General features: G+C 43.7%; 10 protein-coding genes. 7 read left to right on the plus strand and 3 right to left on the minus strand.

Annotation, left to right across the window (positions count from 1 at the left end):
* The first annotated feature begins 18 nt into the window (after window positions 1-18).
* From BUB16_RS16720 to BUB16_RS22070, 4 genes are all read left to right on the plus strand, one after another.
* The gene (locus BUB16_RS16720) at window positions 19-2250 is read left to right on the plus strand and encodes a hypothetical protein (RefSeq protein WP_073067175.1); all 2232 of its coding nucleotides are present in this window, start codon (window positions 19-21) and stop codon (window positions 2248-2250) included.
* A 449-nt stretch (window positions 2251-2699) separates the two neighbouring features.
* A complete protein-coding gene (locus BUB16_RS21630; RefSeq protein ID WP_170864442.1) occupies window positions 2700-2858 on the plus strand; it encodes a hypothetical protein in 159 nt (52 codons plus the stop codon).
* Between the two features lie 405 nt (window positions 2859-3263).
* Entirely contained in the window at window positions 3264-5216 is a 1953-nt protein-coding gene (locus BUB16_RS16735) for a hypothetical protein (RefSeq protein ID WP_073067182.1), read from the plus strand.
* A 278-nt stretch (window positions 5217-5494) separates the two neighbouring features.
* Window positions 5495-5617, plus strand: coding sequence for a hypothetical protein (locus BUB16_RS22070; protein ID WP_280173665.1), 123 nt, complete (start codon window positions 5495-5497; stop codon window positions 5615-5617).
* A gap of 856 nt (window positions 5618-6473) precedes the next feature.
* On the opposite strand, the gene BUB16_RS22075 is transcribed toward BUB16_RS22070, so the two are convergent.
* The gene (locus tag BUB16_RS22075; RefSeq protein WP_280173666.1) at window positions 6474-6602 is read right to left on the minus strand and encodes a hypothetical protein; all 129 of its coding nucleotides are present in this window, start codon (window positions 6600-6602) and stop codon (window positions 6474-6476) included.
* Between the two features lie 122 nt (window positions 6603-6724).
* On the opposite strand from BUB16_RS22075, the gene BUB16_RS16740 reads away from it, so the two are divergent.
* The 3 genes from BUB16_RS16740 to BUB16_RS16750 are packed head-to-tail and all read left to right on the plus strand — an operon-like array spanning window position 6725 to window position 9300.
* Window positions 6725-7024, plus strand: a complete 300-nt coding sequence (locus BUB16_RS16740; RefSeq protein ID WP_073067184.1) for an antibiotic biosynthesis monooxygenase family protein — start codon at window positions 6725-6727, stop codon at window positions 7022-7024.
* Window positions 7025-7045: 21 nt separating this feature from the next.
* A complete protein-coding gene (locus BUB16_RS16745; RefSeq protein WP_170864443.1) occupies window positions 7046-8095 on the plus strand; it encodes a cobalamin B12-binding domain-containing protein in 1050 nt (349 codons plus the stop codon).
* Window positions 8092-9300 carry a sensor histidine kinase gene (locus tag BUB16_RS16750; RefSeq protein WP_073067188.1) on the plus strand — a complete coding sequence of 403 codons (1209 nt, stop codon included), beginning with the start codon at window positions 8092-8094 and terminating at the stop codon, window positions 9298-9300. Before BUB16_RS16745 ends, BUB16_RS16750 begins: the two co-directional genes overlap by 4 nt.
* Window positions 9301-9587: 287 nt before the next feature.
* Here BUB16_RS16750 and BUB16_RS16755 read toward each other — a convergent pair whose 3' ends face one another.
* Both BUB16_RS16755 and BUB16_RS16760 read right to left on the minus strand, forming a co-directional pair.
* Complete coding sequence (locus BUB16_RS16755; RefSeq protein WP_073067191.1) at window positions 9588-9965, minus strand: response regulator; 378 nt, start codon at window positions 9963-9965, stop codon at window positions 9588-9590.
* 12 nt (window positions 9966-9977) lie between these two features.
* Complete coding sequence (locus BUB16_RS16760; protein WP_170864444.1) at window positions 9978-13763, minus strand: PAS domain-containing protein; 3786 nt, start codon at window positions 13761-13763, stop codon at window positions 9978-9980.
* Window positions 13764-14592 lie beyond the last annotated feature (829 nt).

Consider the following 14592-nt stretch of genomic DNA (forward strand, 5'->3'; position numbering starts at 1 on the left):
CATTCAATCAACAGTACCATGAATTCCATTTATTTCTTTTACAGCCGATACGTCAACGGGCTTTCTTCCGAGCGTGCCCTGCAAGGAGACTATCCCCTCGCGGGGAATTCTCCCTTTGGGGATGGCGACATTATGATCAGCGAAGATGGCACCTACAAGTGCAAAGCTACCGGCAGGGGAGGCGCCCCGGAAGCGTTCCTTGCGGAGCTGTTCCCGCTGCTTACCGACGAGGGGGTAGCCAAGGCCATAGCCGTAGAGTCCACCGATGAATACGAGTTGCACCCGCGTCGGTGCAAGGATCAGCTGACCCGGTTTCGAGAGAGCGAAGATCGTCAGCTTGACTTTGAATACCTCACGGGCCTTGAAGGCGAGCAGGTCACCGACCTTCCGCTCTGGGCGGACGGCAAAGGCAAGCGGCTTTATTACCTACACTACAGCGGGTCGGGTAAACCGATCTGCAATATATCGTGGCGGCCCGGTGCTCGCAACGAAACGATAGTGGGCGTGCCTCGCTTGCAGCCGGCCCCGGGCGCTGAACGCCTATGGATGGTGGAGAATCCCCTGCAGGCAAAGATGATTGAGTGGCTTCTAGATGAGCCGGCTTACCTGCGACCTACGGCGCAGGCCCTGCGCTGGAACGACTACGAGAAGCTGAGTGAAGGCAAAACCGTGGTCCTGCTCATGGGCAACGACCGGGGGGACTGGGAGCATTCGTTTTATCCGCTGCTGAAAAGCTTGTATAGCAGGGATATACCCGTCAAGGCGGTAAGTGCGCCGGCACTGACCGGCGGGGAGCCGGTCGTCCCATGGCTGGCCGAAAAGGAAAGTAAGAGCATCCTGCTCGAAGAGGTCGAGAAAGCGAAGCCCGGACGACTTTCATCCTACGACAAGAAAACCTATCACGAGAGTATTATTCGACCCGGACCCAAGAGCTTGTATTTTCCCCTGGATACGGGCCGCGATATGCTGTGGTATGGGCTAAAAAATGGAGAAGTGGCCCATTCTCAGCCCGTTAATGTATTGGACGTGGATGAGTTGCCCAAGATGCACGGCTTGGAAACCGAGGCCTCCGCTACCGACAGCAATTTCAGGCTTACCAGAGCGGAGGTCTTTAATATCGTCAACGCACGTCCCCAGCTTACGCCAAGGCGCACCTTCGAGAGCCTGCGGGATTTTATCCTGGATTACTTCTACTTCGAGCATGACCAAATGGCGTCCCTGATCGCCCTGTGGATTATGGGAACCTATGTCTACCGGCTGTTCCCGGCCTACGGGTACCTGCATTTCAATGGTCGGTATGACACGGGCAAGAGTTCGCTGCTGAAGCTCATATCGATGTGTGGGTTTAACGGGCTGTTTCAGTCGCAGGCTACAAAGGCCGCGACTGTCAATCGTATTGACCGGCTGGGAGGGACGATCTGCTTTGATGAGTATGAAAAAGCCTCCAGCGGAACCGGCGATGAGTTTGTGCAGATGATCAACTCAGGCTATAAGAAGAGTGGGCGTATTTCCAAGATGGTCGGTAATAAAGAGGTGAGCCTTCATTCCTATTCCCCAAAAGCCTTTGGAGGTATTGACGATATTACCGCCGATGCGCTTAAATCGCGCATGATTACCATAAATACCGTTCCCATGCCTCCTACAGCTATCAAAAAGGAGTGGAGCGATATCCAAAAAGGATTGGAGGAACGGGGCCGCCAGATACGTCGGGGCGGTTACGCGCTGGGACTGTTTCACCATGAAACCATCCACCGCTACTACCGGAGACTGCCGAGGATTATTTCCCTGGCCAACGGACATACCCTCACCAGCCGGCAGCGGGAGCTGATGCGTCCGCTGATCGCTATCGCCCGGCTCGTGGATACCGGTGGCAAAGCAATAGCCGAGCCAGTCCTTATGAAAGCTTTTGCGTTGTCTCTGGAGCTTGGGGCATGTGAACAAGCAACCCGCGAGGATCTTCTCGCCCAACTCCTTAACGAATGGAGCAATAATCCCCATTTCACTGAGGAGGATGACTATTACATAAAAGGAAACGAAGTCCGTATTGTCAATGACCATTGGGAGAAGACCGAATTGGAAAAGCATGCTGGAGGGAAAAGACCATTGCTCAAATGGTTTCGGGATACGTATAATATAAAGACAAGTATAGGCACACGAATGAAAAAACGTGGTACCTCCAAGAGCTGCACGGTCTTTCCGGTAGATATAAACGTCAACGGCAAGCCGTTTACGGATTGGTTTACGCCATAATCGCCCGCAGGAGCGCGCAGGGGGCGCTTGTAAATATGTAAACGATGTAAGCGAAAACCTCCACATCCGCTATAGGGCCAAATGGTTGGTTGGGCAACGGAGCCTGACGGGCCGTTTGGCCCTTTTTATTTACAACGGTTACAGATTTATATTCCTGAAATAATGACACTGCTAGCCTATGAAGGCTACTTTGAGCATAAACCGGAAAAAAGGTAATCTTTATGACCTTTACATTTGACAAATTGCGGAATCTGTAATAGAATAAGTAGCAGTGCTGGAGTTAATCCCTTGCACGGCGCAGCAGACAACAGAAAACAGACAACCCACCACTGACAACCCCCTTCCACGTGTGTTGGTTAATGAGCTTTAGGCTATTGCCCACCGGACAACCTGCCGACAAGAAAACTGGTAACGAATTAAAGATTTCAATACAATACCCGTTTTTTGTTATGCAGATATCCCACACATTTACCACCGATAATACGATCCAAAAAGAAAAGCCTACGGGAAGCCAGGTAGGCGTGATCAGCCAAAATCTTACTGACGTTCAGCAGCCTGACTCCGTTGAGGAGTTCATCACATTCACCAGTGAGTATGGCTGCACCTGAACGCCGGCCGTCTTTGATGGAGCCCGCAGCAATGAGAATTGGGTCTCCCAGAGCATCTTCGGCCTTGATTTCGACTCTGGAATCGAGCCACAGAATGTAATAAGCAGGCTAAGAAAGTACGACCTGGAGCCCAATGCCTATTATCATACCTTCACCCATAGCAAAGAGAAACCCAAGTTCAGGCTGGTCTTATTTTTAGATACCCTGATCACCGGTCGAGGCCTCAGAGATTGGATACAGAAAGGGCTGCTCGCCCTGTTTCCGGAAAGTGATCAGAGTACCTCTGATGCGGCAAGATTCTTTTATGGATCTGACAAGAAAGGGTTTGTCCTTACCGAGCAGGAAGTTCCACTGAACCGACTTACTTCAGTTTTAGACAGCGATAAGCTGAAAGGCGGCGGAAGGATGAGAAAGATTGGCAGCAACTCTTCTTACCATGAAACGGAGATGGAGAACGATCAGTCTTCTATTATAACAAGTAACAAGAAACTGAAGAAAAGCCAGTGGACTTTAGAAGAAAAAGAAGAGTATCGACAGCAATTAAAAAAGCAGCAACATGGGAAGAATATTGACTGGAAAAAGCTGGCTGATCGTATTAAGATTTTCCATGATTTTTTACATAGAGAAGAACGCCTGTCGTATGCGGAGCTTTTAGGCTTATCGCAAAATATGGTCTGGATGCAAGGGGGAGCTAAGCTCTACCGGCAGCGACTGGAAGAGTTCAACGAAAACCATGAGGGGGCAAATCCATATCCAAGAGATGGACGCTTCGAATTATGTCGCCGGTTCCACAAGCGAAACAAAGATGCCCGGACCTGCTATTTTCCTATGCGGTTGGAAAACTTCTCTCCTTACGGGGAGGATCACAAATACAGAAATCTGATCTCAGCGGAGCGTGATTTCGTGCGTGGCGTGCAGGTAACCGAGCAGATCCCAAAAGCCTCCCTACAAAACGCGGAGCATATGCTCCAGAGCACCCTTAACGAAGCCTTAGATGATCTTGAGGATAAGGTGTGGCTCTTCAAGCTGCCCACAGGGATTGGAAAGACGTATCGAATAAAAGATTTGGATCATACGGTGCTAGCGTTTCCGAATCATAGCCTTAAAAATGAGGTCTTACGTGAGAAAAGAGCCAACCCTCACAATGCGATCGCTACCCCAGAAGTACCCCAGTTTGAGTCTGAGGAGCTTAACTCTTATCTCGGCAACCTGTATGAGCTTGGGCTCTCTAAGCTCGCTTACAAGAAGATATTGGAGGTATCCCATCAGGTGACAAGCGGCAGTTACACTACCAACGATGCCCTCACTGCGGGTAAATATATCAGGCAACTAAAGCAATGTTATGCGACCGATAACAAGACCATCTTCACCACCCATAGCAGAGCTATTTTCAGCGAGAACTTACCGTATCACACTACTATTTTTGATGAAGATATCATGGAGGAGCTGCTTAGCGTCCAATCCATTGACCTGGAAGACCTGCAAAAGCTGAGCTGGTCCGGGGGAAAGAAACTCTTTAAAAACACCGAGGATTCTATCTGGGATCTGCTCAAGTTCTTGGTAGAAGAGGTGGAAGAAGGAGAGATTACAAGTCTGCCCCATCACTTTAATATTGACATGGAAAAAGAAGGAGGGGCCTTTGCCCGGGAAGAGGGGATTTCCAGTAACCTGGTTCAGTTTCTAAGCAGCGACTACATCTACAAGGAAGAAGGAAACGAAAAAAAGATTTTCTTTGTGAACCAAAATCACCTTCCCACTGATCGTAAAATAATCATCATGTCAGCCACGCTGAATCTGTCGATATACAAGCAGATCCTGGGCGAGCGGGCACGGGTCGTAGACCTTTCAGACGTTGAGACGACTGGCAGAATCATTCAGCATACCAAGAAATCCTATAGTCGGTCTTCTCTGGAAGGGTCTGTTGATGAGCTAAATGAGAAGCTCGAGGATGATAAACCCACGCTGACCTTCATGAGTTTCGCTGATAAGGTGAAGAACGGAGTCACCGAAATATATTACGGTAAAAGTGAGGGGTTTGACGGTCTCAAGGGGCAGAATTTACAAATTGTTGGAACCCCATTTAAAAACCAGGCATTGTACCTGCTTATGGGAAAATGCCTGGGTATCAACGTCGACAAATACAACCGGGCATTTAAATACCAGAACGTCCAGTGGAACGGGTTTCGTTTTGCGTTCAACACGTTCTCAAACAAAGACTTGAGGGAAATACACCTTTCCGACCTTAGTTCTTCCCTCACCCAACTTATAGGCCGTGCCAGGGCATTACGGGAGGATGTCCAGGTTGATGTATACAGCTCACTCCCGCTTAGAATAACCGATCAATTTATCCACAATTAACAAGCAAAGCCAGGCTAAGCGCCAAGCTCGGATAACACAATCAAAAGATTGTATAATGAGCTTGGCAACACCCTGAAATAAATAACAAACATTAATAATTAACAAAGGAGGCAACCATGCCAAATATAAAATTTAACATACATCAAAAACTGGAACGCAAATTCATGGATCATATGCGATCCGATACGGCTCAAAACCCGAACGAGGCTAAGATGAAACGTTGAATGCGACATAACAAGGAGTTAGCCCAAGCGGAAACGCTGTGAGACTTCAAGCAAATGATGAGACAGGATAGTTACTTCGGAGTGGGCGAAGAGCTGATGGTAAATGACGCGTATACCCAATTTCTGGAAGATCTGCTAGCGAAGGAGCTTGATTTGGGCGAAGAAAAGTTAGAATAGCACTGCGGCCGGTTGCCCAACCTGGCCGTAGTAGTAATGCCCTGAGAGTACCATCTCGGGGTATTACTATATAGGGGGGGCAGGGTTTAACCCAGATCTTAAGGATTTTCTCAGTATTGCCCCCCGTCAAAACGAACCAGGGTCTGCAAGTAATGTTGTTTAATTTTTGGCCTCTTAGAAAAGCATATCCTCGTTATATAAAAGTACCCCCGTACTTCTGAAAACCGATTTATATGTTTTCGATCAAATTCTTATAGCGATTACGAAGTTTTTAAGAAAACATTTAAAGTTCAAGGATTTCAGTGTTAATTAATTTTGAAGGGATCTAAGCATATCTGTGAAGTAATCAAATTGATCCTTGGAATAATTAATAAAATCACTGGCTGCGCTTTTCATAAAGGGAGCAATCTGTTGAATATAGTATACTCCCGTACTTACTATTGCCTGTCTCTAAAGTCAAGTATCAAATACAATTCTATATGCAGCAGCTTCAAATATTTCGGATGTCAAAGAAGCTGGATTCAAAACTTTATGGCTTCCGATTCGGTCAATTCTCCTTTAAGATAGTATGTGATCTGCCCTTGTCAAGCGCGAGAGAATTAGTGGTATATGGTTGAGTGTGTCGTTTAATAATATACTATTCCCGGCCTCGATCCTTACAAAAAAAGAAGTTATGCATACAGGTGATGTGTATTCGTCCTCTCAGAATTAAAACACAAAATATGCTCATTATCGGCATTATAACCTTCTTAAAGGCGTAGCGGTGCGAATACTATTCAAGAATAGTAAAATTTGTAATTCAGTCAAACGGTAAGAGAAGTTTTGAGCAAAAAGGAGTGTTAATCTTATTTTTTTATTAAGTCGCTTTCTTCTTAAATGGCTTTTCGGTGATAATAGCGTGCTGGGGCGGCAGGTAGCGGACCGCCCACCAGGTGTCCCGCTCCAGTTCCGGCGTGCAAGGTGTTTCAAAGCCTTCTTTATACATGTTTTTAAAGTCAGTTATATCAGTTATATTTTGTATCCCTATGAATATAAATTTGATAAACGCAAATTTATCAGATTTTAATTTTTTTAGCGTATCACCTGTCCACGAGTAAATAAGGTAATATGGGATTCACTGCTATCAGTAAATTTGAAGTTCGCAATAATATGGAAGCCGAAGTCCGCGAGGCTTTTAGAAACAGGCCACAACTTGTAGAAGATGCCGACGGTTTCAAGGGTCTCAATGTACTATCTCCCAAGGATAATCCGGCTGAATTTTGGCTGATTACTCACTGGAGAGATGAAGAATCGTTTCATCATTGGCATAAACACCATCGAAGTGAATCGCATCAACATATACCGGATGGATTAAAACTGGTAAAACGGAGTTTTTCATTATCCTTTTTTAATCATATCACTTCCTGACCCTTGTTTATGTCAAATTCAATGAGTTCAGCAGCAGAAAATATAGCGGAGCATAAGCAGGATTTAGCTCAACTTACTACGGATTTGTATTTTGATGATCACGCTGAATTGGAAGATCAGTATGGCAAAAAAGGGAGAGAAAAGTGCCTTGAGGATACCATTTATCATATCAATTATCTGGAGCAAGCGGTCAGGGTCAACAGCGTTATCCTGTTTAGTAACTACCTGGAATGGGCTCGTACGATGCTTAAAGAGCGGGATATTCCTGTAAATGATCTTGTTGATAACATGATGTTTTTGAAAAAAGCTCTTCAGAAGCGTTTAGCTGAAGATGAGGCTGCAATAGTGGTTGAATTTATCACTAAAGGGCTTCAATCATTTAATGACATACAGATAGCTCAAGAAACTTTCCTTAAGGATGGCAATCCGTTGGTTGAGGAAGCACGAATCTATCTCGAGTTGCTGTTGGCCGGTAACCGAAAAGAAGCCGCTAAACTTATTGATGATTTAGTGGCACATGATACTCCCATAAAAGATATTTATGAGTACATTTTTCAAAATACCCAGTACGAAGTGGGCGTATTGTGGCAAAATAACAAAATATCAGTCGCACATGAGCACTATTGCACAGCAGCTACTCAACTTATCATGTCCCGTTTATATCCAAAGATATTCTCAATGGATAAAAAGAAGAGCAAGTTAGTAGCTTGCTCGGTTGCGGATGAATTACACGAAATTGGTATTCGCATGGTAGCTGATTTTTTTGAAATGGATGGCTGGGATACGCATTATTTGGGTGCCAACATGCCCGATGAGCATTTGATTAAAACACTTAAGGAATTCAATGCCGATATATTGGCCATCTCTGTAACATTGCCACTGCATATTGGCCAAGCACAAGACCTTATCCAAAAGTTAAAAAGAGATAAAGAGGCAGAGGATATTAAGGTTCTCGTGGGTGGTTATCCCTTTCGGTTTATCCCGGATTTATGGAAGAAACTTGGTGCTGATGCTTCCGCATCGACCGCAAAAGAGGCTATTGAAATAGCAAATAAACTGATAAGAAATTGAGCAAAAACACAAAAAAATCCCCGCAGGGAATTGCTTTAGAAGTAAGCAATAGAGGAATTCTTAACAGGGTTATTCATGATACCTTCGGATTATTTCCCGAAAAGCCGTCGGCCTCAACCACCTTTGCCGATTGTTTGGAGACAGATAGTATTGCAAAAGGTTATAAACTCATTGATTCTGTGAATAAAAATGGGGTAGCCTACGGGTGGGAATTACATATCTGTGACGAAGGCTCTTCTACGTTGTTTAACTTTTCGGGTGTGAAGATGGATGATATGAATCTGATTATCGGTATTCCTGACCCAGAGGACAGAGAGCAATTCCTCAATGGTTTGATGGAGATGAATAATGAGCAGATAAATAAGCTGCGCTCTCTGATGAAAAATAAGCGGGCAGTCCCGCAGTCAAGTGAGGAAGAGTGGAACCTGTATGATGAAATGAGCGGACTGAACAATGAGTTGGCAAATATGCAGCGTAAACTCACCAAAAAAACAGCCGAACTGGAGCGTACAAATGAACTCAAAAATCAAATGTTGGGCATGGCTGCACATGACCTTCGTAACCCGCTTAATCTCATCCAGAATTATGCTGTTTTTTTATTGGAAGATCATCATGAGACTCCTTTTCTTAGCGAAGAGCAAGAGCAGCTGGTGAAAGAGATTAAAGCGTCCAGTAAGCATATGGTTAATATCATTGAGGACATGCTTGATATTTCTACTTTTGAATCGGGAAGTTTAAGCCTCGAAATGGAAGAACACGACCTCATTCAACTAATTGAACGGGTTGTTACATTGAACGGATCGGCTGCAGCCAAAAAGAATATAAAAATCAGTTTAGAACTGCCTGAGTCGTCCGTTGTTAAGGAGATCGATTATCATAAATTTCAGCAAGTATTGGACAACCTGTTATCGAATGCTATCAAGTTTTCGCATTCCGATACCGAAGTGCGGGTAGGCATTCAGAAAGCATCCAAAAGCGATAAAGTTACCATCGTTGTCCGGGATCAGGGTCAGGGAATTCCGGAAGATGAGATAGAAAAGTTATTTCAGCCCTTTTCCCAATTAAGCGCGGTGCCGACCGGTGGAGAGAAAAGTACAGGGCTTGGCCTGGCTATCGCTGATAAAATTGTGAGGGCCCATGGGGGACATATAGAGGTAGAAAGCGAGCCGGGTACGGGATCAACTTTTTGTATCGAGCTTCCCTAATAGTTATATAAAGCTTCCCCGACCGATTGCTCCCAGAAGGGATTTTCCACACTGTCCGACGTTGTCTTCATAAATGCGACGGTTGGAATCTTCCGCAATGGCCGATCCTAATATAAGGAAGTTTATAAACAGAAGATTATCGTTTCTTTGATGGAAAGAGATCGTATGATCGTATCATACAGAAAATATCCTTTTGTATCATTTTATTAGCCATTGGTTTGTAAAGATACCAAGCCATACTCCGCCAATCCCTAAAATAAGATGCAGGCTAATCCTTCATGATAACCCTAGCTGCCAAATATTTTATCAATGGATGTTTTGAGATCGTCCATTTCTATAGGTTTTATCAGGTAATCTATATAATTGGTTTCCCGGGCCCTTTCTTTATAATACTGGTCCGAGTTGCCGGTAATGTAGATTACCGGAACATCTGATGATTCACGTATTTTCTGCATGGCTGTAATTCCGTCAATATCATCTTTGAGCTGTATGTCCATCAAAATGATATCCGGTTCGTGTTCTTGTGCCAGGCTTATTGCTTTTTTACCGGTTACAGCTTTTTCAACAGTATCAAAGCCCATTTTGTTTATCATGCGTTCTAAAACCATAGAGATGATCATATCATCTTCTACGATGAGCACTTTTTTTAATTGATCTCTTCGCATGGTTGTCTGGTTTTAATACAACTGAGCATTGCCAATTCCTTTAATGTCGGCCTTTTCAAAGCTGAGGGTAAATAGGGTACCCTGGTCTAATGATTCGTAGCCATAGTTAGCATCAAGCTGAATGGCCAGCGTATCAATTAATTGTAATCCAAGATTATTACCCTTGAACGCACTGTCAAAATTATCGGGCAAGCCCTGGCCGTTGTCTCTTATTCGAATGTGAACAATCTTATTTTCTTCAAATATCTCAACATGTAATGTTCCCTTTTGTTCTTGATCAAAAGCATGTTTGTACACATTGGTTACGACTTCATTGACAATTAAAGAGCAGGGAATGGCCTGGTTTATATTTATAGCTACGGGTTCAAGATCGAAATGTAATGTAATATTTGCATCCTTTTGAAATGCCCCTGTAACATTTGAAACCAGCTTTTTAATATTTTGGCCAAGCTGCAGGTGGGAATAACTATTTGACTGATACAGGAGTTCATGTATGGACGCCATTGTCTTGATGCGTACGACACTGTCAAACAGTTTGTCTTTTAAACTTTCATCTTCTTCACTAAATGCCTGCAGCTGCATCATGCCTGAAACAACTGCCAGGTTATTCTTTACGCGATGATGTATCTCTCTCAGCAGGGTTTCTTTTTCTTTTAAAGACGCTTCTAATTCTTTTTCATGCTGTTTCAGTTCCGTGATATCCTGTAGGGAGCCAATCATACGAACCGCATTTCCCTGGCCGTCCCGAATGATAAAGCCGCGTTCAAAAACGGTGGCATACGAACCGTCGTTTTTTTGGAAGCGATATTCCTGTTCCCACTGGGATTTTTCTGTGTTCTCTAAAATGTGATTTAAACTTTCTTTGACCTCAGGAAGGTCCTCAGGGTGAATATTTTGAGTCCAATGCCTGATCGTATATTGCTCCTGGGTATGATAGGGGAACTTTTCCCGGAAACTGTCATCCCATTGCAGGATATCTTTTGCAATATTCCAATCATAAACAACATCATCGGTTGCTTTGGTTACATATTCATAAAGTTCTAAGTTTTCTTTTAGTTTCTGTTCACGCTCAATTTGAGTTGTTACATCACGCGAATTTGCTATAAAGCCATCAACGGCCGGGTTATCTAAAAGATTTGTGATAATCGTTTCAACCCATCGCCATTCTCCTTTACCATCTTTAAATAAAAAGGGCTTAATTTTAGCTCTCTTTGTTTCCGGCAAGGTTGCTAAAACTTCTTGTATGCGGCCTTTATGCTTGTCATGGATATAGTCGAGGGCGTTGTTTCCTATAAACTCTTCCGGAGGTATCCCTAAAACAGACACCGAGGTGGGAGCAACGTATGTATAGTTCCCATTCTGGTCCAGAATGGCAATTAAATCCGATCCATCCTGAACTAGTGATTTAAATCGTTGTTCGCGCAGGGCTAGCTTTTGTTCTGCTTTCTCCTTGTCAAAGCTGTCAAAAAGCAACCGGAGAAGATGGGCCACGCGGTCAATAGTATTCTTTTCGCGATCAGAGGGTGCCTGCGGTGTTTTATAGTAAATGGCAAACGTTGCCACCACGTTTTGGTCGCTGTCTATTATCGGTTTGGACCAGCAGGCACTGAAGTTATATTTATCACCCAGGTGTCGATACCCCTCCCAACGGGGATTTCCATAAATATTTTCTGCGATAACAGGTTCCTTAAGATATGCCGCCGTGCAACAAGTACACATGTTATTGCCAATAGAAATGCCCTCAATTTCAGCCAAATATGCTTTAGGCAAACTGGGGGCTGCCAGGTTTTGAAGTTTTCCATTCACAATTTTCTGAATAGAACAGGTCATGCAGGAATGCAAGTCCTCAAGCTTAAGTAAAAGCTTTTCTGCAAGAACTGATAAGCTGCTATTGCCCGTGATACTCTCTTCCAGAATATCACGTTCAATTTTTTCCAATTCCCTGTAATATCTGCGTTCGGTAACATCGTGGCTATTGATCACATATCCGTTAAGGACCGGACTCTGTGAAAGGTCCGATCCTATGCTTTCTTTCCAAATCCAATGACCCTCTTTGTGCTTGAATCGGTAGGGCAGCGTATGTTGGTTCTCCTTTTTCGTTTGTAATTTGCGAAAGCGGGCCCGTACCCGGTCTCTGTCGTCCGGATGCATGAACTTAAAGGCATTTTTACCTGTCAGCTCTTGGGAAGACCACCCGGTAATTTGTTCATGGTTTTCACTTATATAACTGAAAATTCCTTCTTCGTTCAGGACTGCAATCGTGCTGGCACCTGATCGTACAAGCGATTTAAACTTTTGTTCGCTTAATTGCCGTTCGCGTTCAGCCTCCAGCTTTTCGGTAACGTCTTCCGCAAGCACCATAGCAGCTTCTCGCCCTTCATAATCAATACTGTTTCTTTTTATATTTACATGTATAATGGATTCCTCTTTTGTTTTATGGCGGAACAGCCCCTCATAATAACTATCCTTTTTCCTGCGCTTCTCTTTTACCGCTTCCATAAGCTCAGGGATATCGCCTTCCGGACGAATATCTTTTAGCGTCATGTCCATGAACTCTTCATAGCTGTAACCATAATGGCTGATCGCTGCCCGGTTTACATCCAAAAACTTCAGCGTTTCAGGATCATACACCCACATAGGTTGGGGGGACAGATTAAAAATATTCCGATATTTTTTTTCGGAAACTTTGCGGCCGGTTATATCCTGGAAGCTCCCGTATACGCGTATACATTGTCCGTCTTTAAATTCCGCTTGCCCCGTATTACGAACCCAGCGTGTATTCCCTTTCGCGGTTCGAATGGCTATTTCATTATCATATGAGGTTCCATTGGCAACAGCTTCTTTAAAAGCATTTTTTCCTAACTCTTGACTTTGGGGGGCAATGAAAGAGATGCTGTCTTCTACTGTTGGTTGAAAATCCTCATCTACTTCAAGTATTTCTCGGATGGCGTTCGACCAGTAAACAGTCCCATTCTTATTGATAGAGAAGTCAATTTCCCAATGGCCAATTTTAGCTATTTTATACGCCTTGTCACGTTGCCGCTCAGCGTTCTTTTGCTGGGTAATATCAAGCATAATGCCCCGCAACTGGTTCGGTTTTCCATCTTCCATGATGACGCTCACATAATCCCGAAACCACACATACTCATCATTGGCAGTAAGCATGCGATATTCGAACTCATGATTGTCTCCCTGCCGGGTTTTGTGATGGCAATAGGATACTGCTCGCGGGCGGTCGTTAGGATGAATATGATCCTGCCAAAAATTTGGGGTATTAAGCCATTCTTTTGGTGTATATCCTAATAGTTGCCTGACTTGGGGGCTTATATAATGGAATTCAAATGTTTGGGCATCCGCCTCCCAAACAATGCCATCAACCGAATCAATAATCGATTGTTGTCGTTTTTTGGCCTGTTCAAGTTCATGTTGTTTTTGCAGGTGTTGCTCATAGTTTTGAAGCTCCCGTTTTACAGCTGCCCCCAACCGCTCGATGTTGTCTTTCATGGCATAGTCAGAAGCCCCTTCCAACATAATATCGACGGCCTTCTCTTCGCCTATAGAGCCGGCAACCAAAATAAAGGGTAGCTGAGGATGCTGGTCTCGAACAATCCTGAGGGCGCTGGTACCGGATAGCGTGGGCAGGTTATAATCGCTGATAACCAAATCAGGGGGCTTATTATCGAGACGGTCAATCAATTGCCCTTCTGTCTGAATAATATCGAGGTGAAGATCAATATCCTGTTTGTTCAGCTCAGTCTCAATGAGATCGGTATCGCTCTCATCATTATCAATCAGCAAAATATGATATGCTTTCCCCATTGGGATGGCCCGAGTTACTTTAGAATGCAATCCTGTTTGTAATTATTTAATTTAGCCCGTACGTGTATTAATAGCTATTGAACCCCATACCACATATAATAATTGATACCCCTCTTATATATATAGGCCTGATATGCTACCATTTACGAATGCAGCCAAGAAATCTTTGTAATTGTATAATAATATGGGCCGCCCGATCGCAGATAGCAAAAACAGCTAAAAAGATAATAATTTATTCTTTGATAACGAAATGGGACACATACGCTATTATTAACGAAATCTAATTTGCTATATGTATATATCTAAATTAGCGCTCTTTTTACAATACAGTATATTTATCTATCTTTCCAGGAAGTGATCCGGTCAAAACGAATCGGGGTCTGGAAGTAACAATTTTATTATTTCTATATAAATGGATACCTTTCTAAATTATCTCCCCTTCGAAAGTCAGATTTTCATAGAAACTGACTTGTTCTATTAACATTTCCCTCTTTCGCAATTACCTTTAGAATAGACCTTTTATCATTAAGTATTCGTAAATTAGGCCGATAATATTATTATCGGCATTGGTTTCTGCCCTTCTAATTTTTTTCGTGCACGCCGGAAATTTTGGGGCAATGGCCGGCTAAATCATACTTTCATCGCAGAATTTTTATATATTATAAATTATTATAAATCTTTCATATTAATTACTACAAAAGGGCAACATACTTATCAATTTATTTTGTTTTCAGACCAAGATATAGATGAGGAAGGGTACCAATCAAGGTTGCGATAGAAAGAAGGATAGCTTACACATGTTCTTTGC

Origin of the sequence: Fodinibius roseus, assembly GCF_900129315.1 — a bacterium.
Classification (GTDB): domain Bacteria; phylum Bacteroidota; class Rhodothermia; order Balneolales; family Balneolaceae; genus Fodinibius; species Fodinibius roseus.